Raw genomic sequence first — 25348 nt, forward strand, 5'->3', positions numbered from 1 at the left:
TCCAATCCAATCGCGGCGAACTGCCGCCCCCGGCATGAACGGGCATGAATGGGCACGAACGGCTCACGGAGACACCACGCATGGCATCGGTCCAGATTCGCGGCATCCAGAAATACTTCGGCAGCACGCAGGTGATCCGCGGCGTGGACATCGATATTGCCGATGGCCAGTTCACCGTGCTGGTGGGGCCGTCGGGCTGCGGCAAGTCCACGCTGCTGCGCATGATCGCCGGGCTGGAGGAGATCACCACCGGCGAGATCGCCATCGGCAACCGCGTGGTCAACCGCCTGCCGCCAAAGGAGCGCGATATCGCCATGGTGTTCCAGAACTATGCGCTCTACCCGCATATGACGGTCTACGACAACATGGCCTTCTCGCTCAAGCTCGCCAAGGGCGACAAGGAAGAGATCAAGCGGAAAGTGGCCAAGGCATCTGCCATCCTCGGCCTGGACAGTTTGCTGGAGCGTTACCCGCGCCAGCTCTCGGGCGGCCAGCGCCAGCGCGTGGCCATGGGCCGCGCCATCGTGCGCGATCCGCAGGTGTTCCTGTTCGACGAGCCGCTCTCCAACCTGGACGCCAAGCTGCGCGTGCAGATGCGCGCGGAGATCAAGGAGCTGCACCAGCGCCTGCGCACCACCTCGGTCTACGTCACGCACGACCAGATCGAAGCCATGACCATGGCCGACCAGATCGTGGTGATGCGTGACGGCCGCGTGGAGCAGCGCGGCAAGCCGCTGGCGCTCTACGATCATCCCGACAACCTCTTCGTGGCCGGCTTTATCGGCTCCCCGGCGATGAACTTCGTGCCTGGCGTGCTGCGCCGCAGTGGCGGCGATGCCGCGGTCGAGTTTCCCGACGGCACGCGCCTGCCGGCGCCCGCGCGCTTCGATGCCACCGCCGGCACCGACGGCCAGCGCGTGATCTACGGCGTGCGGCCCGAGCACCTGACCCTGGGCATGCCGGGCCAGGGCCTGCAAACGCGCGTGTCGGTGGTCGAACCCACCGGCGCCAACACCGAGATCTATTCCCGCTTCTGCGAGGCGGAATTCATCTCGATCTTCCGCGAGCGCCATGACTTCGCCGCGGGCGACATCCTGAACCTGGTGCCCGACCACCAGCACACACATCTGTTCGATGCCGACTCGGGCCAGACGCTGTTGCAGCGTGGACCGGCGGCGGCGGACGATCCGGGAAGCAGGCATGACCAGCACGGGGCGCAGCCCCTGACCACGGAGGAGACAAAGCAATGAGCACACCGAGCAACTTCACGAGACGCGATTTCCTGGTGTCCACGGCGGCCGTTGCCGCCACCACGGCGATCGGCGGCCATGCCTTCGCCGCGCCGGCTGCACTGCAATACAAGCCGGAAGCCGGCGCCAAGCTGCGCGTGCTGCGCTGGAAGCGTTTCGTGCAGGGCGATGAAGACCTGTGGAACGCCAACACGAAGAAGTTCACCGAGCTGACCGGCGTCGAGGTACGCGTCGACAACGAAGGCTGGGAAGACGTGCGGCCCAAGGCCGCCGTCGCGGCCAGCGTCGGCAGCGGGCCGGACGTCATCGTTGGCTGGTTCGATGACCCGCAGCAGTACCCTGAAAAGCTGGTCGACCTGACCGACCTGGCCACCTACCTGGGCGGCAAATACGGCGGCTGGTACGACGTGTGCCGCAAGTACGGCACGCACAACGGCAAGTGGATCGGCCTGCCGCTGGGCGTGGTCGGCAACGCGCTGGTCTATCGCGAGAGCCACATCAGGGCAGCGGGGTTCGACACCGTGCCCAAGGACCTCCCCGGCTTCCTCAAGCTGTGCCAGGGCCTCAAGGCCAAGAACACGCCGTGCGGCTTCGCGCTCGGCAAGGCCGTGGGCGACGGCAACAACTGGGCACACTGGCTGCTGTGGTCGCACGGCGGCATGCTGGTCGACACCAAGGGCAAGGTCGTGGTCAACTCGCCCGAGACGTGGGCCGCGCTGGAATATGCCAGGCAGCTCTACGCCACCTTCGTGCCCGGCACGCTGTCGTGGCAAGACCCGTCCAACAACAAGGCCTTCCTCGACGGCCAGATCAGCCTGACCGCCAATGGCATCTCGGTCTACTACGCAGCCAAGAATTCGAAGGAGCCCAAGCTGCAGGAAATGGCGCGCGACATCCAGCACGCGCACTTCCCCATCGGCACGCCCGGCAGGCCCACCGAGCTGATGCAGATCACGCAGATGATGCTGTTCAGGTATTCCAAGTTCCCGAACGCAGCCAAGGCCTACCTGCAGTTCATGATGGAGCCGGAGCAGTACAACCCGTGGATGGAAGCCGCCATCGGTTACGTCAGCCAGCCGCTCAAGGCCTATGAGGCCAATCCGATCTGGACGGCCGACCCCAAGCACACCGTCTATCGCGATTCCGCCGGGCTGATGCTCGACAACGGCCACGCCGGGCCGCTGGGCACGGCCTCGGCCGCAGCCATGGCGGACTACATCGTGGTCGACATGGTGGCCGAAGCGGCCAGCGGCTCCAAGACACCTAAGGAAGCGGCGGCGCGCGCGGCGGAGCGGGCGCAGCGGTACTACAAGGCCTAGTGACCAACGCCGAAAGCGAGATGAGGGCGCCGCGGCGGCGCCGCGCCCTCCGAGCCGAACCCTGCGAGGTGAGCCATGCGAGGTGAACCATGATTTCCCGCCTGCTGAACAACCGCCATGCGCTGGGGCTGCTGTTCATGCTGCCCACCGCGCTATTGCTGCTGGTTTTCCTGACGTACCCGCTCGGCCTTGGCGTATGGCTCGGCTTCACCAACACCAAGATCGGCGGCACCGGAGAATGGATCGGCCTGTCCAACTACAGCTACCTGGCAGGCGACTCGCTGACGCAACTGGCACTGTTCAATACGATCTTCTACACCGTGGTGGCCAGCGTGGTGAAATTCGCGCTAGGCCTGTGGCTGGCGCTGCTGCTCAACAAGAACCTGCCATTCAAGTCCTTTTTCCGCGCTATCGTGCTGCTGCCATGGATCGTGCCGACCGCGCTGTCGGCACTGGCATTCTGGTGGATCTACGACGCGCAGTTCTCCATCATCAGCTGGACACTGGTCAAGCTAGGGCTGATCGATCGCTATATCGACTTCCTGGGCGACCCATGGCTGGCGCGCTTCTCTACCATCGCGGCCAATGTCTGGCGCGGCATTCCCTTTGTCGCCATCTCCTTGCTGGCTGGCTTGCAGACGATCTCGCCCACGTTGTACGAGGCCGCGTCCATCGACGGCGTCACGCCATGGCAGCAGTTCCGCTATGTCACGCTGCCGCTGCTGACGCCGATCATCGCCGTGGTGATGACCTTCTCGGTGCTGTTTACGTTCACCGACTTCCAGCTGATCTATGTGCTCACGCGCGGCGGCCCGCTCAACGCCACGCACCTGATGGCCACGCTGTCGTTCCAGCGCGCGATTCCCGGCGGCTCGCTGGGCGAAGGCGCGGCGATCGCCACCATGATGGTGCCCTTCCTGCTGGCCGCCATCCTGTTTTCATACTTCGGCCTGCAGCGGCGCGGCTGGCAACAGGGAGGCGACAAATGAAAGCGACGGCCGCAGCGCAGCAGCAGGACACGGCGCAGGGGATGGATTACCTGCAATCGATGCCGCGTCGCTGGGTGACCATCTACATCCCGCTAGGCATCTTCGTCTTCGTGCTGCTGTTCCCCTTCTACTGGATGGCGATCACTGCCTTCAAGCCCGACGGCGAACTCCTGATGCGCAGCGCCAACCCGTTCTGGGTGATGGCGCCCACGTTCGCCCACTTCAAGAAGCTGCTGTTCGACACCCCCTACCCGGAGTGGCTGCTCAATACCGTGATCGTCTCGACGATCTCCACCTTTGCCTCGCTGGCCGCCAGCGTGCTGGCCGCGTACGCCATCGAGCGGCTGCGCTTCCAGGGCGCGAAGCAGGTGGGCCTGGCCGTCTTCCTGGCCTACCTGATCCCGCCCTCGATCCTGTTCATCCCCCTGGCATCGATCGTGTTCCAGCTCGGCCTGTTCGATACGCGCTGGGCGCTGATCCTCACCTACCCCACCTTCCTGATCCCGTTCTGCACCTGGCTGCTGATGGGCTACTTCCGCTCCATCCCCTACGAGCTGGAAGAGTGCGCACTGATCGACGGCGCCACGCGCTGGGAGATCCTGGTCAAGATCATCCTGCCGCTGGCCGTGCCGGGGCTGATCTCGGCCGGCATCTTCGCCTTCACGCTGTCCTGGAACGAGTTCATTTACGCGCTGACCTTCATCTCCTCGTCGGAGGTGAAGACGGTGCCGGTGGGGATCGTCACCGAACTGATTGAAGGCGACGTCTACCACTGGGGCGCGCTGATGGCGGGGGCCTTGCTGGGCTCGCTGCCGGTGGCGCTGGTGTACTCGTTCTTTGTGGAGTACTACGTGTCGGGCATGACGGGCGCGGTGAAGGAATAGACGCATGGCGGCAGCCAGCACGCGTGGGGCCTCGGCAGGCTAAAATGCAAGGCTATCCTGCCGTGAGCCTGCGCGCCCGGCAGTGTTGCATTCGAATCACTCTGCCCACTCTGCCGCCAGCCCGACCCCATGAGCAAACCCGCCCGCACCCTCACCTTCAAGTGCAAGAAGTGCACCAAGCCCGTCACGCTATTCCTGCAGAAGGTGTCCGCCTGTTCGCACATCACGCCGTACCAGGGTTTTTGCAAGTGCGGTGAAATGGTGCGCCACGCCACCGGCGACAAGGACGCCGTGGAGTCCTTCGTCAGCTCGGTCGACGGCAGCTGGGCCCACCATCACCACCATCACCATTGAGCACCCGTAGCACCCCCGCCCCCACCAGCGAGACCTGGCGCCCCGGCGTCAAGGATCCGCTGCGCTTTCTCGCCGCGTATCCCGACGGCGTGCTCGACCAGGTGCGCCAGATGGTGGCCGCCAATCGCCTGGGCGAGCACCTGGCAAAAAAATATCCCGCTCGGCACACCGTGCAGACCGATCGCGCGCTGTACGACTTCACCGCCGAGCTGAAGCAGGAATTCCTGCGCACCGCACCGCCGATCCACAAGGTCGCGTTCGACGCCAAGATCGACGTGGTCCATCGCGCGCTCGGGCTGCACACCGCCATCTCGCGCGTGCAAGGCGGCAAGCTCAAGGCCAAGAAGGAAATCCGCGTGGCGTCGCTGTTCAAGGAAGCACCGCCCGAGTTCCTGCGCATGATCGTGGTGCACGAACTCGCCCACCTGAAGGAGAGCGATCACAACAAGGCGTTCTACCGCCTGTGCGAATACATGGAGCCGGCGTACCACCAGCTGGAGTTCGACACGCGCCTGTTTTTGGCGTGGCGCGAACTGGAGCCGGCGCAGGGCTAGCCCCCTCTCGTCTCAAGCCTCACGCGGCGCCCGGGCTCACCACCACTGTCTTCCCATACGTCCCCTGAGCCGCCAGGCGATGCAGCACGCAAACCTGCACGTTGCCGGCAAAAGCGGCCTGCCTGACAGCTGCCGCCGTATGCGCCAGCACAACCGCGGCCATGGCGGCCTGCACTGGCTCAGGACGCGCGTTGGTCATCACGAGGTGCGTCACGATGAAGCCGGCTTCGGGGTCGTCACCGGTCAGCGCCACTTCCGCCACCAGCAAGCGGCTCTTGAGATCGGCCAGTTGCGCGTAACCGTGGCCGGCGAGCTCGCGGTGCACGCCGGCGAACACCTGCGCGAAATCAATCCTGTCGGCGAGTTGCCGTGTGGTTTCCGTAATCAGGTGCGGCATGATCAGTCCGGTTTCACCGAGGCGGAGGATACGGCGCGGGTCCAGCTCGTTTGCGCCTGCGACAGGAACTGGCGAAAGCCTGCAGGATCGAGCGGCCGGGCTTCCACGCCAAGCGCCAGCAGGCGTTCCTGCATCTGCTTGTCGGCAAGCACCGCATTCAGCTCGCGATTGAGCCGCTCGAGGATATCGCCCGGCAGCTTGCCCGGCGCCATGATTCCGTACCACGGCGCCGCATCGAAATCGCGTACGCCCTGCTCGCGCATGGTGGGCACGCCCGGCAGCAAGGCGGAGCGCCGCGCGCCGGTCTGTGCCAGCGGCACCACCGTGCCGGCCTTGATATGCGGCATCAGCAGCACGGGGCTGTCGAACATCAGCGCAATCTGCCCGCCCAGCAAATCGTTGATGGCCGGGCCCGACCCCTTGTAGGGTGAGTGCAGCAGGCGCGCACCGGTCGCCTGCGAGAACATCGCACCGATGATGTGCTGGGGCGTGCCGTTGCCCGCCGAGCCGTAGGCGATGGTGTCAGGCGCCGCGACCGACGCGCGCACCAGAGCGGGCACGGCATCGAAGCGCTGGCCGCGCGTGCCGGCCACCAGGATGAATGGCACCGTGCCGATCAGGCCTACGCCGGCCAGGTCCTTCGCCGGGTCGTAGGGCAGCGCCGGATACAGCGCCTTGCCGACCGAGACCGGCCCGACCGCGCCGAGCAACAAGGTATAGCCATCGGCCGGCGCCTTGCTGACATAGTCGCTGCCGATGGTGCCGCCCGCGCCGGGCCGGTTCTCCACCACCACGGATTGCTTCAGGCGGACCTGCAGTTCTTTCCCGATCAGGCGGGCGAGAGAGTCGGTGGTGGCGCCGGGCGCATACGGCACCACCAAGCGGATCGGGCGATCCGGATAGGCAGCGCTGGCGGCTGGCGCGAACGCCAGGCAGAGCGCGGCGGCTGCGAGCACGGGCGATAAAAAGGCGGGCAGCCGGCGGTTGCGCCGGTTGGCGCTGGAATGGCATGACATGGGGGTCTCCTAGTGTTTTCCATGTTGTGCGTGCATTCCAGCAGTTACGACATGCTCTGTAAAATGATGAATCGATTTTTAATTCATCACGGCAAATTATGAGATCAACGGCCACGCCCGAAGCCATGGACCTTCGCCTGGTCCGCAGCTTCATGGCCGTCGCCCGCCATGGCAGCGTGACCGCCGCGGCCGGTTCGCTGGGCCTGACACAGCCGGCCTTGTCACAGCACCTGCGCATCTTTGCGCAGAGCCTGGGGGTGCCGCTGTTCGGGCGCGTGGGCCGCCAACTGGAACTGACCGATGCGGGCAGGCAACTGGTGCTCGCGCTCGAACCCGTGCTCGATCAACTCGAACGGGTCATCGTATCCGCAGCCTCCCAGCACGGCGCGGTGGAAGGCACGCTGCGCATCGGCGCCACCCATACCTATCTTTCCGCGCTGGTCATGCCGGCCGCGCAAGCGCTGGTCGATGCGCATCCGGGGCTGGATATCCAGGTGTTCGAGTTTGCCGCCGCCGAGGTCGACCGCTCCCTGCTCGACGGACAGATCGACCTTGGCCTGGCGTTCGCGAAGGATGCGCCAAAACGCATCGAACAGGTGCCGCTGTTCTCGGAAACGCTTGCCTTGATCGCACCCGCACACAAGCTGCCGCGCGAGCAGGAAACCGTGACCCTGGCGCAACTGGGAGCGCTGCCCCTGGCACTGCTGCCCGAGCGCTTCGCCATGCGCCGGCAGATCGACGCGGCCACGCAGGCCGCGGGCATCATGCTGCGCCCCCGGCTGGAAGGCCCCAGCGTGGAAGCCTTGCTGCGCGCCGTGCTCGGCGGGCGCCTGTACACCATCGCCAGCCCGCTGGCACTGCATATCGCCGGCACGCGGCGCAGCGGCAGCTTCGCCGGGCTGGCCTACGCGCCGCTCACGCATCCCGGCTTTGGCCGCACGGCCGCACTGCACCGGCGCCGCGGCCGGCCGGATAGCCCCGCCGCCACAGCCTTCATGGATACGCTGGGAAAGGTGATCCGGGACGCCGCCGGCAGCGGGTATCTCATACCTGGCTGACACGCCTGACGCCATCACCCATCGCTTCGCACTGCACGCCGATTAACAAACAGCATTTGAAATTGATAGATTCGGATAGATATTTATCAACCTCCGTTTGAATCATAAAGTCTGTACTCACGCAACCGCCGCAAGGCAAGGAAACCGAACATGAGTACAAACCACCCCCTCAGACCGACGGCGCGCGCGCCGCGCAATCCGCGCCGCGACTTCCTGGGCAGCGCAGCTGTACTCACCGCCGCGCTACCCCTGGCCGCGGCTACAGCGGGCGCCGCCACCACGCCACCCAGCCAGGCGCACCCGCAAGCTCGCGCCGGCCGCACCCGGTTCTGGCCGGATGGCGCGCAACTCGTCATCTCCATCTCGATGCAGTTCGAAGCCGGTGCCCAGCCCGAGCGCGGCGCCAGCGGCCCCTTCCCTCCGCTCGACCCCAAGTATCCCGACTACCCTCTGCAGTCCTGGTACACCTACGGCGTGCGCGAAGGCATTCCGCGCCTGCTGGACCTGTGGGACCGCACCGGCATCAAGGTGACCTCGCATATGGTGGGGCAGGCGGTCGAGCGCCATCCCGAACTGGCTCGTGAAATCGTCGCGCGCGGGCACGAAGCCTCGGGCCATGGCCAGACCTGGGAGCCGCAATACAGCATGAGTGCCGAAGTGGAACGCGCCAGTTACGTGCAGAGCATCGACACCATCCAGCGCGCCACCGGCACGCGGCCCCTCGGCTTCAACGCCTTCTGGATGCGAGGCTCGCCCAATACGCTGCCGATTCTGCAGTCGCTCGGTTTCCTCTATCACATCGACGACCTCAGCCGCGACGAGCCATCCGTGCTGCAAGTAGGCGGCAAGCCGTTCGCCGTGGTGCCCTACACCGTGCGCAACAACGACATCGTGCGCTTCGACTCGCCATCGACCACGGCCGAAGACCTGCTCGGCGAGCTGAAGGCGGAGTTCGATGTGCTCTACGCGGAAGGCGCCCACCGCCGCCGCATGATGTCCATCAGCACGCACGACCGCATCTCAGGTTCCCCGGCACGCGTGCGGGCGCTCGACGCATTTATCCGCTATGCCCAGGGCCATGCCGGCGTGACCTTCATGCGCAAGGACGACATCGCCCGCTTCGCGCTCGGCGCGAGCGGCGTGCCGGCGGCATAAGCCAGGGCAAAACCACGAACATACAGAACGAGTTACAAGCCGACATGAACAATGCAAGCCTCACACCAGTACGCGCATTCGTAGCCGCCCTCGGCATCGCCCTGTTGCCGCTATCGCAAAGCGCCGCCGCTGCCGGCGACGAACTGGTCCATCCGCAGCACCTGGCCCAGGGCGCCGAACAGCCATCCGCGGCACCCGCGCTTCTCGCCGCCCGCCGCTACGCCACCTTCTGGCACACCGGCGACGAACGCTACGCCACGCTCGCGCTCGCCCCGGACTTCATCGACCGCACGCTGCCGCCCGGCCGCGAGCAAGGCCTGCGCGGCCCGTTGCAGGCCTCCAGTGGATTCCGCGCCGCGGTACCGGATCTCAGCGCGGAAATGGAAGACGTAGTCATCGCCGGCGACCGGGTCGCGGTCCACCTGCGCTTTCGCGGCCACTTCACCGGGCAGTTCGGCGACAGCAAGGGCCAGGGCCAGCAGATCGACTTCCAGGCCTTCGACCTGTACCGGGTGGCAAACGGCAAGATCGTGGAGAACTGGCATCTGGAGGACAACCTGGGCCTGCTCAGGCAGATGGGGGTGAGCAAGTAGGTGTTGGGCCGCAACATGCGCGGTGCTTGGCGGTACGACTTCGCCACCATGCAGTCGGGCACGAGGCCGCTGCCGATCTCGTCGCGCTCGTTCGCCGCGGTCCATCGCGCGCCACTGTCGGGCTCCCAGGCCAGGGAGGGACCGGCGCCGGCCTGTGGCCAGCGCCGTCTATTCTTCGTGGCCGCTCAGCTCAATCGCAAGCGTAGCGGAACGCGTCATCCAGGTTCAGCGGGAGCACCAGAGTACGAAGGTGCGCTGCCTGGGCCGAAGCGCACAGCGCGGCACGCGTCGAGGCTGTCTTGTACTTCGACGCGTACTCCACGTTGAACACTGCCTTGCCCTGCGTCGTGAACGGCTTGTAGCTCGCGCACTCGTTGTATTGGAAGCACTGCTCGTTCACCGCGAAATCAAAGTCAGTCGCCAGCTGCGAGACCTGGTCCACATCATTCTTCAGGCCCACCGCCAGCCCGCGCGCATGCGCCTCAGCTGCGAGAAAGCGGTTGTAGTCCAGCTGCGTGGTCGCCGTCAGCGGAAAACCCGGTTTATTGGTATAGCCATCCACGTTGTCCGGGTCCACGCCATCACAGCCCTTGGACTTCGCCAGATCCATGCGCGCCTGCATGATCTGGCGCACGTTGGCCGAGCGCGTATCGAGCCAACGCTCGCCCGCCCAGCCCGACAACGCGTTGCCCATATCCGCCGCGGCAAACTGCTTGAAATCCGGCCGCCAGTTCTCCGAGCTACCCGCCGAGAAATAGCAGAGCACACGCTTGCCCTGCGCCTTCAGCGCATTGATGGTCGCCTGCGGCGTATCCACCAGGTCGATGTCGAAGACCTGCGCCGGATAACTCGTGTTGACCGTACCCGTCAGCTGCAATTGCCATGTATCGGCTGCCGTCGGCATCCAGCGCGAGACTGCCAGCGTTTGCGCCGACGGCGCCAGGGTCGCGGCCGACGCATTCACCGCCGACACGGACTTGACGGAAGCATCCGACTCCGCCGACGAGCCATCGCCTCCGCAGGCCGACAGACAGGCGAACGAGGCCACCCATGCCATACGTGCAAGCTTCCGATTCACGGATGTGTTCCTTTTGGTTTGCCGCGCTTGGGGTGATGAAACCGGGAGAGCCAGGGCTCTGTAAGGGTTGTCGGCTGGTGTGGGTAGACCTTGAAGGGTTTCGCGACAGGGCTAAGGTATTCGGGTTGGATGACGGGCGCAAGACGGGCGCGGGAACCGTTGTATTCGAGACAGCGCGAACGGTGTCCGGCCCAAAAAAACAAAACGGGCTACGCAATTCGCGTAGCCCGTTCTTGAATGCTGGTGCCGGCTGCAGGACTCGAACCCGCCACCTGATGATTACAAATCACCGAAAAACCACATTTCTCGACGTTGATCGACGTCTGTGTAACCGCTGAATCCCGCATGAATAAAGGGATTCCAGACTATACCTGATGATATCCGCGTTGACCGACATGGATTGAATACCGCACAATCAGGTTACATGGCGGTTACATGGAGCCGTGTAACCCGATTTCCGGATTCCGAAATGGCCAAGGTCAACTTCACCGCCGCGCGCGTCGATGCGCATCGATGCCCCCAGGGCAAAACACAATCCTTCCTGTGGGATTCAGCGTCACCGGGCCTGGGGCTACGCGCTACCGCAAGCGGGGCCAAGTCCTACATCTTCCAGGGTAAGATTCACGGGCAGACAATCCGCCTGACCATTGGCGACCCGCGTAGCTGGACCATCAGCAAGGCCCAGGAAGAAGCACGCCGACTGCAGACACTCATAGACGCGGGCCACGACCCGCGCGAAGTCAAGGCGGAACAGCGCGCAAGTCATGAGGCTAGGCGAGCAACGGCGATCCGCGAGAGCGTGACCGTCGCCGACGCGTGGGCCGACTACCTCGACGTTCTGCGCACCAAAATCTCGCCGAAGACGAAGAAACCGAGATCCGCCGGCTATATCAACGATCACCTCAAACTTGCTGCACCGGGTGGCGAACTGACCAAACGTGGTGCCAAGAAATCAGAGCGCGGACCGCTCTACCCGCTGATGGCCCTGAAGCTGTCCAGCCTTACGGCCAAAGCGGTTGGTGCATGGCTGGAATCCGAAGTGCCGGCTCGCCCCACCAGCGCTGCCTATGGCTTCCGCATGCTCAAGGCGTTCGCCAAGTGGTGTGAAGGCGAGGACAAGTACGCAGGCATCATTCCATCGGATTGCTGCACGTCTCCCAAAGTCACCGGGGCGTTGCCGGGCACCAGCACCAAGGAAGGCGACAGCCTGCAGAGGGAGCAACTCGCCGCATGGTTCTCCGCCGTCCGCGCGTTGCACAATCCAGTGCAATCTGCATACCTGCAAGGCCTGCTCATCACGGGTGCGCGCCGGGAGGAACTCGCCGCCCTGCGTTGGGAAGATGTCGACTTCCAGTGGCGAAGCCTCAAAATCGCAGACAAGATCGAATCCGGGCGTGTGATTCCCCTCACGCCCTATCTGGCCTCCCTGTTGCTCGATCTGAAGCACCTCAATGAAACACCGCCCAGCAGGCGCCGTCTGCGCAGCCTGGAAGAACGGGGACAGAAATGGGAGCCGTCGCCCTGGGTGTTTCACAGCCTCAATTCGGAGAAGGGGCGGATTGCCGAGCCGCGCTACGCGCACAACCAGGCAATCGAAGCCGCCGGCCTTCCCCATGTGACGTTGCACGGTTTGCGCAGGTCGTTCGGGACTCTTTCCGAGTGGTGTGAGGTTCCCGTTGGCGTCGTGGCCCAGATCCAGGGGCACAAGCCATCTGCACTGGCTGAGAAGCACTACCGGCGCCGACCCTTGGACATGCTCCGGATGTGGCACGACAAGATCGAGGCATGGATGCTGGAGCAGGCGGGAATCAGGTTACTTCTGGCGCCGACAGCGAGCGAGTGTCCGGGATGAGTTGACCACTACAATCCAATCCGCAATCAATGTTCACGTACTGGCATCGGCCTGCTCGGCAGTCATTCATTGACGGTCGAAACGTCTGGTAAGGCCAGTTCAGCAGAGCCGAACAGCAACTCATCGCTACCGCGTCCCTCGAATAGTCTGGTGGCTACTCGACCTCTTTGGGCACATCCCAGTCGGCCAGCCGCGCTTCGCCAGTCTGGTAGAACTGCTTCACCAGTTTCACGTACTCCAGGAAGTCCTTGTTCTCGGTCGCCAGCCGGTTGGCAGTGTCCCAGTCGATCTCCCCGCGCTCCCGGGCTGGAATCAGAACCTGGCTTTCAGACGGATTCTCGACATCCAGCTTGATCAGGCCGATGCCGTGGGCCGCGAACAGCATTCGCAGTTCCTTCAATGTGTCCTGCCCCTCGATCTCGGCAGCCACCAGGTGGCCAAAGTTGGACCACGATGAGTTCGAGACGGATTGGAAGAAGCACTCTCGGACGTTCGACCGGTTGATCAGCAGCTTGACCTCGAACGACCACAGCTTGGTGCGCTTGTCCGAATACTGATTGACGCAATCCTTGACCTCTTGGTGCCAGTCCGCGCCCAGGTCTTCCATGCCGACCAGATCCGGGTAGAGCCAGCGGTTGCCGTTGGGCCCACGCTTGTTGGACGAGCGCTTCTCATCGATGCGTTTCGAGTACACACCGAATTCTGCCCATAGATAGCTGCTCAGCAACGGGTACAGGCCGTGCTCCCCGATCTTGGTCTCGTCCTTGCCGACAGGAGCATTGACGCCAACGCTTTCCACCACCGCGACCTCGGCGCTGTCCGACTTCTCTGAGAAGTAGTACTTTCGGGGGCGGCCTTCAGTCGTTTTCAGGTTGGGGTGCCTTTTCTGCAGGCGTGGGCGCTGCGAGCCGATCTCCGCCACCAATTGCTGTAGCAGGTCTGCGTCGGTTTCCAACGCCTGGCTGCTGGCTTTTTTAGCGTGACACTCGTCCGGGAACGTCGCGAAGATCCACTCAGCAATCTGTCGGGCCGAGAATTTTTCATCAGGATGCGCGGTCAGGTAGTCGACGACCGATTTGCCAAGATTAAGAGCCATTTTTCTGTCTTCCGTTCGTATTGCTCTCAAGCCGGTAGCGCATTGAAATCCTCTGCCAGGGTTGCGTTGCTGTTCTTCACGACAAAGATCGACTGCAGTTGCGAGAAGGCTGGCAGCGTCAGTCGCCGCTCCTTGAGGCAAAACGGCAGCACCCAAAGGCGCATCCCACTGGCCTTCGGAAAATCAAATACAGGCAGGGCGTTGGTAAATGCATCCGTTTTTGGGTAGATCAAAACAACATCCCCAGTGCCGTCCAGATAACTCAGTCCATAGGCTTGCAGCTGATAAAAATCGCTCTGGGACAAGCCGTATTTGTCCGTTCCATTCGCCTTCAAGCCATCAAGTAGCTTCCACTTAGTGTCGAGCACCAGTAAATCACGATCTGAGTTTCGAATCAGCAAGTCCGGCTTCAACCGAAACCAATTCTGTTCGCGGTGGCGAACCAGGTGGTGACTGCGTGCCTGGGTCTTCAAAATGAGAGGTGGAGCCAGCTGCCGCACAAGATGCTTGGCCACGTACGCCTCAAAGACGGCTTCCATCGGAAACAACAATGATGGAGCGGTGTGGCGCCCCGAGCCGGTCAGCGGTGATTCCTCGTTCAAGATGAGGCGCGCCCAAGCAAGGGCATCGACGTAGTAGCCCATGCCTCTGTCCAGTCTCACCTGCTGGAAATCGATCCGTGTTTGCGTGGAAGGCGGAACGTCCGCAAAGACGAAGTCCAGCTCTCGGGCCAGTTGCTGGTTGGCCTGCGTTCCGGTCAGAAGCAACACACGACGTAACGCCGCGTGTAGCAGTCGGTTTTCTGGTCGGTCCGTCGAAAATTCATCGTGCTCGGTGAAAAAGCGATCTGCCCGGAACAGGTTCTGCCGCAAGTGTGGCGACATCAGGAGCTTGCCGCGCAAGGCAAACAAGTTGCCCTGACGCTGACGATAATCGCTCCGAAGCCCACGCTTGACGATGTGCTCGACAGCGCGCAGAAACTCGCTGATGAAAACTTCAAGTAGGGGCATCCGCGCCGCAGAGAGTTGGGCGCTGTTGGTAAGGACATGCCGAAAGCCATGCAGACAGCAAAGCATTTCAATCAACAACTGACGCGCCTCGACGGCGCCACCATCGATGGCCTTGCCAACCTTGGGCAGCACCTCTATCTGATATCCATCCGGTGCCCGAATGACTCCGACAAAGCTGGTCACCTGTATGACACGACGCCCACGGCGTTGGGTCCATCGCAGCCAGGCGACATCGTCTGAGTCCGCAGCTCGCAGGCATTGTTCCTCGAGCCAGCCAAATACGTTGGCCGGGACCATGTGCACGCCATCGATATCCGAGAGGTCCGCCCCAGATTCCGCCAGCGCGTCAAACTCGTAAATCGTCAAGCCTTTCATCAGGCTGGCAGCGTCTGGTAGATGCCAATGTAGGCATCCGGGTTGGTGAACGACGCATCCTGAACAACGTAACGCTGCATGGTGGCATAGGTGTCCAAGCCGTGATCGCTGCCGAACAAGCGCGCCAGATCCTCTTCATGATCCTGGCTCTCAATCACAAACCGAGCCGCCTCGGGCTTCTGGTTGTCTGCCAACACAAGACGGATTTTTTGCCAGTCTTCGAAAAAGTACTCCTCGAGCAAGGGGACAATGCGGTTACTGAAGACCAGTGACAACGCCACCAGTCTTTCATCGCCATCTGGTACCTGTGCAAGCGCTGTGAAGTAAGCATGGCCGATGCAGTGGTCGCGATCGTAGAGTGCCTCGACGCGCTGATTGATGACGGACAGCATTTGCGGAATGTCGATCATTTGCTCACCCACCGTCACCCGAAGGCCAAACAGTGGCGCCCCCGCCTCATCTCGCGCATCTGGCAGAACAGGCACAAAGTCGAACCTACGACGCAGCGCCGTATCAAGCAGGGCCAGCGACCGATCCGCTGTGTTCATCGTGCCGATGATGTCAAGGTTGGTTGGTACCGAGAATGGTTCGCCCGAGTACGGCAACGTGACCGAGATTGCGTTTTCTGCCCCCTCCCGCTTGTCGGGTTCGATCAAAGTGATCAGTTCGCCGAAGATTTTGCTGATGTTGCCCCGATTGATCTCGTCGATGACCATGGCAAATCGCTGCTCCGGTGCGAGACGCGCCTTGCGGCAGAGATCCTTGAACGCGCCTGGGCGTATTTCGTACTTGATCGCACCAGAATCAGTATCGTCATCCAGCACCGGACGCAGGCCTTCCACGAACTCCTCATAGCCATACGATTGGTGGAACGTGACAAAGCTGTAGTGACGAAGGATTCCCGAAGACTGGGTGCCAGCTTGGTACTCCTTGACCAACGCAACGAGGTCGGCGCAGGCTTCTTCCCATTCACCGGCTAGTTGCCAAACAGACTCCTCACTCTTGTCGAATACCTGCGGGCTAAAGCGCAGCTTCTGTTTGACGGTCGCGGATTCGTCAACCGTGCGTTCCTGCAGCGTCGTCCAGATCGTCTGTCGCAAGTTGTCCTTGCGACCTTTGGTAATGGCAATGGCATCGATGAAGGGGTGCGCCAACAGCTGGCTGACATTCGCCTTGCCGCCCAGATCTACCAGGGCCAGGACAGCACCTTCCCACCACTTCAGCGGGGCAATCCTTTCAGCGACAAACTGGCCACGCCATTCCTCAGCAGACACCGAGGTCATTGCCTGCTCATAGTCCCGCCGCAGCAACTTGGATACTTCGTAAGTCTTGCCTGTCCCGGGCGGCCCATAGTAAATGCGATTGAAGGCTTGTATGACGGTTGCATCTATCGGCGACTCCTCGTCATCGGATTCCTCGTCGGACTCCGTGGGGTCATCCCGAAGTTGGTCAGGCCACAGAGCAGGGCGTTCGGTTTCCAATACCAACCAGTCGTCCAGGGCTTCGCGTTCGGCGACCAAGGCGGCTTCAATTTTCGCCACCAAATCATCAGTCAGTGGTTCCCGATTCAACTTGGGTACCGCACCGACTTCGCGTGTCCAGGAAATCTTTCGGGTGCGAGTGCCACGGATCACACCGAGCACGCCGATCGCACGCTCACTGCCAGGGTTCTTGCGGCCAAAGCGAACCTGAATCCCTTTGCCCATGTGCCACCAATCCAGCCCGGCCGCGTGAACGGCTCTGGCCAGCCTGCAAAAGGTGGCTTTGTCCTGCGCTGTCCAAGAGGCCCGGAAGGTTTTGAAGGCGGGCTTGCCATCGAAGTGCTTGAGCAGATCTTCGTCGCTCAGCTTTTCCGCCAAATCCAGCTTGGTCACCACCTCGTCATAACGGACGCGGAATTTGCGAATTGCCTCTACGCTCCAATCGACCAATTCAGCCAGCGATGATTTGCCGAGCCCGTCCAAGGTCGGAAGCATGGCGACGATGGGAGAAGCGTTGTCATAGCGGCCCCGCAGCGCAAGGTAATCACGACGCGCGGGGGCGCCATCATCAAGCCCGACCGTATCGATCTTGACCACAAAGCCATCGTCAGCCCCAATCCCAACGGTATAAGCCAGTTCCTTCGGTGAATCCGTTGCAGGATAGATGCGCGCCCAGTTGTACGGTAGGAAGGAATTCGCCTGACTGGTCGGGCGCTTGCGAACCTTTACCACACCCGTCGGGAACAACTTGGCCTTTACCTCGTTGGCCCACGCCTCGGTGACCTCGTAGGCCTTCTTCAATTCCTCGTAGGCGCGGTTCTGCTCGGGGTTGGATTCGTCGCGCTTTTGCCCCTTCCACTTGTTCAGCAGCTTGAAGTGGTCACTGGTGAAATAGTCCGCCATGTTTTTCTATATCCCCTCAACATCAATTCCGTGTTCGGCCAGCCAGGCCCTTCGCTGCGCATAGTCGGGCATTGCGCGCTCAACGCGCAGCCAGAAGGCAGGGGTGTGGTGTGGCTCGTGCAGGTGGGCAATCTCGTGCACCACCACATATTCCGCGATACGGGCTGGCAGCAAGATGGCTTTCCAATGGAAGTACAGCCAGTCGCCCTTGCCGCAAGAACCCCAGCGATATCCGAGGTCCTGCACCTTCACGCCAGCCGGAGCCACCTCCATGCGTGACTGGTAGTCGGCCACGCGGCCCGACAGCCAAACACGGGCCCTTTCGCTATACCAGCGGATGAAGTGCTCCCGTGCGCCGGCCTGCGCATCGCGGCGCAGCGTAAAGCGGCCAGTCACCAGCTTCAAGGGCGCGTCTTGGTCATCGACCAACTTCAGTCGATGGCTGCGCCCCAGGTACAGAAAGCCCTCACCACCGACGAACTCTTTACGCGGCACCTTGCGTTGCAACCGGTCCTTCTCGGCCAGCTTGGTATAGATCCAGAAGCGCTTCTCGCTGACAAAGCCACGGAGTTGGTCGATGCCAACTTCAGGCGGCGCGCTCAGAATCAGCTCCCCCGTTCGCTCCACCGTGATTTGCATCGTCCGGCGCCTGGCACTGCGCCGTATCGTGAATTGCAAGTCGTCCACCTGGATGCAAGCCTCTGCCTCAACAGAGGGGCTGTCCGTTTGATGGTCGGTAGATTTAAAGGGCGCCAGCATTGCTTTACACCTGCACCAACTTGTCGTGACTCGCGCGCGCCTGTTCCATCAATTTGTCAGCAAGCACGCCCGCCTTGTCGGCATCCACCAAGGGCGGCCGTAGGCGCATCAAATGCTCGAACAGTTGCGTGTTCAGGTCTTCCTGTGCCGCGCGTTTGTGGGGGCTCCAGATATCGCGGTTGCCTTGCAGCTCCTGCACCAGCAGGTCCACCAGCTCCACGGTCACATCCTTCAGACGCAACAACTCGGCTGCTGTGGGCGTCTGGCCAGCACAAACCACATCCAGAACGGTGCGTAGGAACGGCGCGCAATGCTCGGGCAAGTCGCTCGGCGCATCGGCACTCCCCGCCGTGCCCGTGCGCAATTCGTCGATGATCTTCTGCAGTTGCGAGATCACCTCGTTCCACTTTTCACCCAGCGTTTTGAGAATGTCGTTCAAGTGCTCCGAGAGCTTGCGATAAAGCACGGGGTCTTCGTCCGTGTGCTTGCGAATGTGCGAGCGAATCGCGTGCTCCATCTCGGAAGCCTTGGCACGGTCGTTCGCGGCACGCGCAAGGTGTGTATCGAACTCGGCATCGGTCAGCTGAATCGGCGGGATCTTGGGGTCGATGCCCAGCGAGATCACATGGTCGTCGATCAGCTTGCGTACCTTCGCGCCGACATCCTTGCCCAGTACCGGCGTGTCCTTGTAGCGGTTGCGGGCACGGGCGTAGATGTAGGCCAGGCGCTTGGCGTCGCCGGAATAGGGCAACCCTTCCGGTCGCGGCAGTACCGTGTCCAGTGACCCCAAGAAAGCCTTGAGCTTGACGGCGAACTCGGCGCGCAACTTCTCGCTGCCCAATGCCTCGACGCAGGCTTCGGTGTCGTCCAGCGACTCGATTCCCCGCTGGCGGAACAGATCCACCACGCGCAAATGGCGGTCGCGCAGCACCGGCACCTCGTCCTTCAGGCTGGCCAGTGCGCCTTCCACATCCTCATCGGCGTAGGCCGCCAGCGCCTCCTTCAAATGCTGGGCCACGCCGTAGTAGTCCACCACGATGCCGCAGCGCTTGCCAAAGCCGGTGCGGTTGACGCGGGCGATCGCCTGCAGCAACTCCGCCTCGCGGATCGGGCGGTCGAGGTACATCACGCCTTCGATCGGTGCATCGAAACCGGTGAGAAGCATCGACTTCACGACCAGGAAAGCCAGCGGGTCGGTCTTCTCCGGCTTGGCATTGAACAGCGGCTTCTTGAAGCGCTTGATCAGCTGTTCGTGCGCCGCGCCGTCGGTCCATTGCTTCCACCCCGGGTCGTCGTTGTTGCTACCCGAAATGATTGGCGCAAATTCAATGCGCGCCAGGGTGTCGCGGTATCGCCAGGCCTGCACCACCGCCTGCGCGCTCACAGGACGCTGACACAGCGCTTCGTCATCCAGCACCTTGTCTTCAGGGGAAAGCGCCAGGGCCTCGGCCAGCAACTCATCGCGGGCTGACCGTAATGCCGCGAAATAGCGAATCGCCGCCAAGCGGCTGTAGGCCACCACCTGCGCCTTGTAGCCATTGGGCAATATGTTGGCCACGTAATGGCGAAGGATGTCGCGGGCCTTGTCTGCGATCAGTGCCGGGGCATCAAAGATGTGGCCTTTGGTGGCGTACTTTTTCTTGATCGCCTCAAGCTCCTCCGGAGAGTGCTGGCGGAACAGATCCTCGAACAGCTCGTCCAGGCTGGCGCCGTCCTTGATCGCCCCATTGGCCGTGCGGCCCTCGTAGAGAACCGGTACCGTTGCACCGTCCGCCTCGGCTTCCTTGATTGTGTAGCGGTCAATGAACTCGCCAAAAATCTCATGGGTGCGCTTCTTGTCACCCATGATGATTGGCGTGCCGGTAAAGCCGATGCGCGCGCAGTTGGGCAGGCCCGCCAACAGGTTGGCGTGCAGGTCACCCGCCTGAGTGCGGTGCGCCTCGTCCACCAGCACGAGGATGCTGTCGTCCTCGTTCAGTACCTCAAACTTTTCGTCGGCTTTGTAGCTGGCCTTGGGCTCTTTCACGCCCAGGTCTTCCACCTTGGGCAGATCATCCGAAGTCAGCGGCGCATCGCCCGCACTATCCGGGTCGCGGTATTTCTGGATCGTGGCAAAGATCAGCCCCGGGCCCTTGCGCCGCGCAATCGCCTTCACGCCGTTGGTGCTCTCGGCCACGTCCACCACTTCGCCGGTCAGCGTGGCGGTCACGGACAACTGGCCCTGCAGGTCCTTGCGGTCGGTGACGACGATGACCTTGAAGCGCCTTAAGTCAGCATCCGCGCGCATCTTGCGCACCAGGAACACCATGGTCAGGCTTTTGCCCGAGCCCTGGGTGTGCCAGATGATGCCGCCGCGCTTATCGTGTTCGCCGTTCTGCAGCCGCGTCTGGCCGGTCTTGAGACGGCAAATAGCCCGATTCACCGCCCGGTACTGCTGGTAGCGGCACACCGTCTTAATCGTCTGGCCACCTGTCTGCATGAACAACATGAAGTTCTTCACCACATCCAGCAAATGCGAGGGTGTGAGCAGGCCGGCGATCAAGCGCTCCTGCTCGGAGAGGGCGGGCTTGCCGAGCGCCTGCGCCACCTCGATCTCGCTGCCCGCGCCATCCGGTCCGACCACCGTTTTCCACTGGGCGTAGTGCTCAAAGGCCGCGCCGACACATCCCACGCGCGCCTCGTCGAAGCTCGTGGCCACCAGCAACTGGTTGGTGGCAAACAGCGCCTCGTTGCCCTCGTTATCGTCCACCTCGAAGGCGGCCTTGCGCTGGTTGCCGTAGCGCCGCAGTTGGTCAACGGCCTCGGCCAGTGGCTCAGGGACGGACGGGCTCTTGCACTCCACCACCACCAGCGGGATGCCATTCACCAGCAGCACCAGATCGGGCACGATGAAGGCCTTTCCGCTGTTGAAGCCCGGCGGGCAATCGACGCGGTACTGGTTAGCCACGGTAAAGCGGTTGTTGGTTGGGGTCTCCCAGTCGATGTAGCGAATTGTCTGGCCCCGCCCGCCGTCCCAGCCGGGCAGACCCTCCACCGTCAAGCCTCGGATCAATAAGGTGGTGGCCTTGTCGTTAGCCTCCATCAGCTTGTGCGTACCCAGACGGGTAATGGCCGCCACCGCTTCGGCCAGCCGCGCATCGTCCAGCCAGGGCGCACCGTTCGCGCCGGGGTTCAGCGCGCGCAGTTGCTTGCGCAGCAGCCCCTCCTGAATCACCTCGGCAAAACTGGCTCGCCCCGTCACTGCCGGGTCGTCGAGACTGCCTGCGTTATAGGCCCAACCGAGGGCCTGCAGCTGGGCTACGAACGGTTTTTCGACGTCATCGAGTTCCCAGCCCATCAGGCGCTCCTTTGTTGTTGTGCGGCTTCAGCCAGCAATGGTGTCACGCGGACGCGGCTGGTGAGGAGGTCGTCCATCAGGCCAGCCTTGAGATCGCGTAAAGCCGCCACTTTTTCTAACTCAGTATTCAATCGAGCATCACCCGCAGCCAATAGCGCGAGGATCTGGTTCTGCTCAGTTTTTCCTGGTACCGCCACCGCTAGGTTACTTACGATCTTGCTGCTGATCTTGACCATGCTTCCAGATGTCCCAACTGCATGCGCCTGAACTTGTCGACGCACCGTTGATGCCTGCAGGACAAACTGCAAGAACTCAGCGCTCGTTTCGGATGATGGCCGCAAACGCATCATCAGATCAGGATAGGTGCAGGGTGTTCCAACGTCCCGATACACGCCGACCATGCCCACGAGGTCGCGCGTATTTGCACGGCTCATGAGTAGGTCCCCATCGGATAGCAGCGCATTTGAAAGCCGTTTGTCACCGCGTGGCGCTGGTTTTAGTTGAAGAGGCTGGAAGCCTTGCAATGTTAAACATCCAAGTCCCAGCATTTGGATGCCCGTCCATTCACCAGCTTCCTGCGGGGAATACCCGTTTTTCGGTTTACCGTCGAGCCAGGAATCGAGAGTTCCGCTGATCCAATCATTCGGAATCCATCCAATCGGCGACAGCTTGTAAAGGTGTGCAGCCTCAGCCTGATGCGGGCGGATTTCGCCGTTGGCGTCTATGCCGCGCGTAAGCAAGTCATACAGTAAGCCTTGTCTGACAATCTTGAGTTTAGCGATGATCGCATCGGATTCTTGAATAACGGTGTCGAGAATCGACAGAGCATCAGCGATGTACTGCTGCTCAAGATCACTCCTTGGTATTGAAATGCGAACAGCATCGACAAATTTGCTGTTCAAACCTGGCTGTGCGGAACCAGTGATCATCCGCGCAATTGAACACTGTGTGTCGCGATGCAGCAGGTAGTAGTAGAGAAGGCGCTGATTAATGGCACCATTTGTTGATCTTAAGATGAACAGGTGTTCGTTTATTGCAGCCTCTTCAAACGCACCTTCATAGAAGCCGACCTTGCCAGTTTGAGCGCCGTCTTTGTTGATTAGGACGTCCCCCATTTGGAGGTGTCCCTTTGTCATAAGTGCGAAAAATTTGCGTGGGATTCGTTTGAGAACATCGAATGTCACCCCACCATCAATAAGGATGTTTTCTCCTCCAAGGCTGGGGATGCCCGCAGTATCTTCGCGTACCCCACCGGACGGCCTCGATCCAGATATCGGTGCGCCAACTAGCTCACGCAAACTGTGCTGACTCCAATCACACATAACCAATATCCTTCAAGAACCCTTGCAGCGCCTTTGCGGCTCCATCGCGCTTGCCCTCAATCTCGGTCAGCGTCACCCGGTACTTATCCCACCAGTTCTCGAACGCGCCCACGATCTGCTTGCGCTGCGCGGCCATATATTGCTCGACGATGGCCTGCATGTCGTTGTGCAGGATGGTCAGCAGCAACTCGGCGGCGGCTTCCGGCGTCAGTCCTTCCACGGCGGCACCGATGTGCTGCTTGAAGCTGTCATTCTTGGCCTTGAGTTGCTTCTTAACGGCGGCGAGCTCCTTCTTCCAGGCTTTGAGTTGGACTTCGTCCACGGCATTTTCTTCGTCGGCATCGTCCTCTACCGTCTCGGCGCCTTCGCCGTCCTCGCCCTCGCCATCCTTGGGACTGGCCGCTTTGATCTGGCTGTCCAGTTCTGCTTTCTTGGCTTCCAGTTCGGTGATGGCCTCGACGAAATCGCTCATCAGGAACTTGACCAGCTTGTGCTCCAGCGGGCTTTCTTTGCTGGCCTTGTCTTCGAGCGCGGTGACGATGCTGGTACGCCAGGCGTCGGCCACGCCCTTGGCGCCGCGCGCCATCAGGGTGAGGAAGTCGTACTTGGTCTGGTACCAGAACCCGGCAACGATGCCGCGGACCTGGAAGGGATCAAGCAGGCCGATGGCCTCCAAGCTTTGGCTGAAGCTGGCCAGCAGGTCGTTGCGCAGGGCCACCAGGCTGGCGGCGTTGTCCATTTGCCCAGACAGTGCCGTGATGCGTGCGCTGTGGTCTTGCCACCATTGCTCGAAGGCGGCGCGGATGGCGGCTTCCTTGGCGACCAGACCGGCATTGCTTTCGATGGTCGGCTTGAGGGCCTGCCGTTTGTCGAGTTTAGGCGCGAAGTCGTAATACTTAGCGTCTCTTTCCACCAACAGGTCCATCGGGTTCAGGCCGTGGGCGCTGAACAAGCTGGCTTTGTTGGCCACCTCTGCCTTGGGGATACCGCCCACGAGATGGGCGCGCACGTCGTGCGGCTCAGGCGGCGGCGCGTTGTCGGCGTAGCGGCGGATGTTGAGATTGTAGTCGTTGGCCTTGAGGGTGGAGTTATCGACGATGGCCGAGAAGCCGTCGATGGCGCGGAATTCGTCGAAGGTGGTGACGATTTTTTCGATGTGCTCGGGCAGAAGGTAGTTCTGCGCGCGGCCTTCAAAAAACTCACGGTCGGCGTTGATGAACAGCACTTTGCCCTGGCGCTCGGCAGGCTTGCCACTGACGCGGTTCGCGCCGTTCTGCAGCCGCTGGCGCAACACTAGAATGCAGGCCGGAATGCCGGTGCCGTAGAACAGGTTGGGGGCGACACCGATGACGGCTTCGAGCAGGTCGTCCTCAATGATGCCGGCTCGGATGGCTTTTTCCTCGCCGCCGCGAAACAGCACGCCGTGTGGCAGAACGGTGGCCACCATGCCGCCGTCGCGGGTGACGGCGAGCATGTGTTGTAGGAACATCAGGTCGGCCTTTTTGGCGCCCAGCGGCACCTGGCCGTAGGGGAAGCGCTCGGCTTCGAACTTCGGCTTCCAGGCGGGCTTGCCGTCGGCATCCTTTTCGGTATTGCCCCAGTGGATGGAGAACGGGGGATTGGTGAGCACGCGGTCGAAGTGCATCAACTCGCCACCCTCGACGTGCTGTGGCTCGGCCAGGGTATCCTCGTTTTGCAAGTTGGCGGTGCTGATGCCGTGCAGCAGCATGTTCATCTTGGCGATGGACCAGACTGTGCCGTTGAACTCCTGCCCGAACAGGTTGGCCTTGCGCCCGTCTTCGCCGTGCTCGTCGATGTATTCCTTGGCAGCGATCAGCATGCCGCCGGAGCCACAGCAGGGATCGTAGATGTCGTGCTTAAGCTCGGGCTTGATCAGCCGCACCATCATCCGCACCACCGAGCGCGGCGTGTAAAACTCACCGCCTTTCTTGCCCGCCGAATCGGCGAATTCGCCAATCAGGTATTCGTAGGCGGCGCCGAGCAGGTCGGGGAACTCAAAGTCTTCATTGCGAAGACGGTGCAGACTGAAATGCGTAATGAGCTGCTGCAGCTTAAGATCGGGAATCTTGCTCTGGCCGATTTTTCGGGTGAAGTCGATGTGCTCCAGCACGTCGTAGAGGCTGACGTTATCGCCTTCAATCCCTGCGAGTGCCTTGCTCAGCAGACCGCCGACGTTGGCCTGACGGGAGTTGTCGACCAAGTAGCTATAGCGCGACTCCTTGGGTACCCAGAAATAGCCATCCTTCTTGTACCAACGCTTGTTCTCGGCTGAAGCTTCGGCTGCCGCAGGTGTCTTGCCCGCATCGATTTCGAGCTGGATCACCTCGGCGCGGCGCTGTTCAAAGACGTCGGAGCAGCGCTTGAGGAACAGCATCCCGAAGATGTATTCCTTGAACTCCGAGGCATCCATCTTGCCGCGCAGGATGTCGGCGGCTTTGAACAGGTGGCGTTCTAGCTGGGGCAGGGTTAAGGGCATGTAGGAAATTCAATCAAGTTCGGTTGTTCTTTTTTGGCGCGGCGCATCAGTTAGCCTTGCTCGAGATTC

Annotated in this window: 20 protein-coding genes; 10 read left to right on the forward strand and 10 right to left on the reverse strand. The window is 61.9% G+C overall.

Annotated features, from left to right (window positions below; genetic code table 11):
* The first annotated feature begins 80 nt into the window (after positions 1–80).
* The 6 genes from RR42_RS18590 (at position 81) to RR42_RS18615 (ending at position 5350) form a co-directional block, all read left to right on the forward strand.
* Positions 81–1250, forward strand: a complete 1170-nt coding sequence (locus RR42_RS18590; RefSeq protein ID WP_082054936.1) for an ABC transporter ATP-binding protein — start codon at positions 81–83, stop codon at positions 1248–1250.
* The gene (locus RR42_RS18595; protein ID WP_043350079.1) at positions 1247–2569 is read left to right on the forward strand and encodes an ABC transporter substrate-binding protein; all 1323 of its coding nucleotides are present in this window, start codon (positions 1247–1249) and stop codon (positions 2567–2569) included. Before RR42_RS18590 ends, RR42_RS18595 begins: the two co-directional genes overlap by 4 nt.
* Before the next feature lie 89 nt (positions 2570–2658).
* Positions 2659–3558, forward strand: coding sequence for a carbohydrate ABC transporter permease (locus RR42_RS18600; protein ID WP_043350082.1), 900 nt, complete (start codon positions 2659–2661; stop codon positions 3556–3558).
* Positions 3555–4442, forward strand: coding sequence for a carbohydrate ABC transporter permease (locus RR42_RS18605; protein WP_043350084.1), 888 nt, complete (start codon positions 3555–3557; stop codon positions 4440–4442). Before RR42_RS18600 ends, RR42_RS18605 begins: the two co-directional genes overlap by 4 nt.
* A gap of 129 nt (positions 4443–4571) precedes the next feature.
* Positions 4572–4796, forward strand: coding sequence for a hypothetical protein (locus tag RR42_RS18610; RefSeq protein WP_043350086.1), 225 nt, complete (start codon positions 4572–4574; stop codon positions 4794–4796).
* Between the two features lie 59 nt (positions 4797–4855).
* Entirely contained in the window at positions 4856–5350 is a 495-nt protein-coding gene (locus RR42_RS18615) for a M48 family metallopeptidase (protein ID WP_043352367.1), read from the forward strand.
* Positions 5351–5369: 19 nt separating this feature from the next.
* Here the strand turns inward: RR42_RS18615 and RR42_RS18620 are convergent, their stop codons facing one another.
* Both RR42_RS18620 and RR42_RS18625 read right to left on the reverse strand, forming a co-directional pair.
* Positions 5370–5747: a hypothetical protein gene (locus RR42_RS18620; protein WP_052494696.1), complete on the reverse strand. Its 378-nt coding sequence runs from the start codon at positions 5745–5747 to the stop codon at positions 5370–5372.
* Positions 5748–5749: 2 nt separating this feature from the next.
* Complete coding sequence (locus RR42_RS18625; RefSeq protein WP_052494697.1) at positions 5750–6763, reverse strand: tripartite tricarboxylate transporter substrate binding protein; 1014 nt, start codon at positions 6761–6763, stop codon at positions 5750–5752.
* A 98-nt stretch (positions 6764–6861) separates the two neighbouring features.
* Here RR42_RS18625 and RR42_RS18630 point away from each other — a divergent pair, with 98 nt between their 5' ends.
* From RR42_RS18630 to RR42_RS18640, 3 genes are all read left to right on the forward strand, one after another.
* Positions 6862–7821, forward strand: coding sequence for a LysR family transcriptional regulator (locus RR42_RS18630; protein ID WP_082054937.1), 960 nt, complete (start codon positions 6862–6864; stop codon positions 7819–7821).
* A gap of 150 nt (positions 7822–7971) precedes the next feature.
* Positions 7972–8976: a polysaccharide deacetylase family protein gene (locus tag RR42_RS18635; protein ID WP_043350091.1), complete on the forward strand. Its 1005-nt coding sequence runs from the start codon at positions 7972–7974 to the stop codon at positions 8974–8976.
* 44 nt (positions 8977–9020) lie between these two features.
* The gene (locus RR42_RS18640; RefSeq protein ID WP_043350092.1) at positions 9021–9569 is read left to right on the forward strand and encodes an ester cyclase; all 549 of its coding nucleotides are present in this window, start codon (positions 9021–9023) and stop codon (positions 9567–9569) included.
* Between the two features lie 190 nt (positions 9570–9759).
* Here RR42_RS18640 and RR42_RS18645 read toward each other — a convergent pair whose 3' ends face one another.
* Positions 9760–10617 carry an endo alpha-1,4 polygalactosaminidase gene (locus RR42_RS18645; RefSeq protein ID WP_144409905.1) on the reverse strand — a complete coding sequence of 286 codons (858 nt, stop codon included), beginning with the start codon at positions 10615–10617 and terminating at the stop codon, positions 9760–9762.
* Positions 10618–11116: 499 nt separating this feature from the next.
* Between RR42_RS18645 and RR42_RS18650 the strand changes: the two genes are divergently transcribed.
* Positions 11117–12499, forward strand: coding sequence for a tyrosine-type recombinase/integrase (locus RR42_RS18650; protein ID WP_043350100.1), 1383 nt, complete (start codon positions 11117–11119; stop codon positions 12497–12499).
* Positions 12500–12653: 154 nt separating this feature from the next.
* Here RR42_RS18650 and RR42_RS18655 read toward each other — a convergent pair whose 3' ends face one another.
* The 7 genes from RR42_RS18655 to RR42_RS18685 all read right to left on the reverse strand — a co-directional run bounded on the left by RR42_RS18655 (position 12654) and on the right by RR42_RS18685 (position 25279).
* Entirely contained in the window at positions 12654–13595 is a 942-nt protein-coding gene (locus RR42_RS18655; RefSeq protein ID WP_043350101.1) for a COG2958 family protein, read from the reverse strand.
* 26 nt (positions 13596–13621) lie between these two features.
* Positions 13622–14980: an McrC family protein gene (locus RR42_RS18660; protein WP_052494698.1), complete on the reverse strand. Its 1359-nt coding sequence runs from the start codon at positions 14978–14980 to the stop codon at positions 13622–13624.
* Positions 14980–17364, reverse strand: a complete 2385-nt coding sequence (locus RR42_RS18665; RefSeq protein ID WP_043350104.1) for an McrB family protein — start codon at positions 17362–17364, stop codon at positions 14980–14982. Before RR42_RS18665 ends, RR42_RS18660 begins: the two co-directional genes overlap by 1 nt.
* Before the next feature lie 6 nt (positions 17365–17370).
* Complete coding sequence (locus RR42_RS18670; RefSeq protein ID WP_236701934.1) at positions 17371–18003, reverse strand: M48 family metallopeptidase; 633 nt, start codon at positions 18001–18003, stop codon at positions 17371–17373.
* Positions 18004–18127: 124 nt separating this feature from the next.
* Positions 18128–21460 (reverse strand): type I restriction endonuclease subunit R, encoded by a 3333-nt coding sequence (locus tag RR42_RS18675; RefSeq protein WP_043350106.1) that lies wholly within the window; start codon positions 21458–21460, stop codon positions 18128–18130.
* Positions 21460–22782, reverse strand: coding sequence for a restriction endonuclease subunit S (locus RR42_RS18680; protein ID WP_082054939.1), 1323 nt, complete (start codon positions 22780–22782; stop codon positions 21460–21462). The genes RR42_RS18675 and RR42_RS18680 overlap by 1 nt, the downstream gene beginning before the upstream one ends.
* Positions 22775–25279 carry a type I restriction-modification system subunit M gene (locus tag RR42_RS18685; protein ID WP_043350114.1) on the reverse strand — a complete coding sequence of 835 codons (2505 nt, stop codon included), beginning with the start codon at positions 25277–25279 and terminating at the stop codon, positions 22775–22777. Before RR42_RS18685 ends, RR42_RS18680 begins: the two co-directional genes overlap by 8 nt.
* Positions 25280–25348: the final 69 nt, after the last annotated feature.

Origin of the sequence: Cupriavidus basilensis (genome assembly GCF_000832305.1) — a bacterium.
GTDB lineage: Bacteria > Pseudomonadota > Gammaproteobacteria > Burkholderiales > Burkholderiaceae > Cupriavidus > Cupriavidus basilensis_F.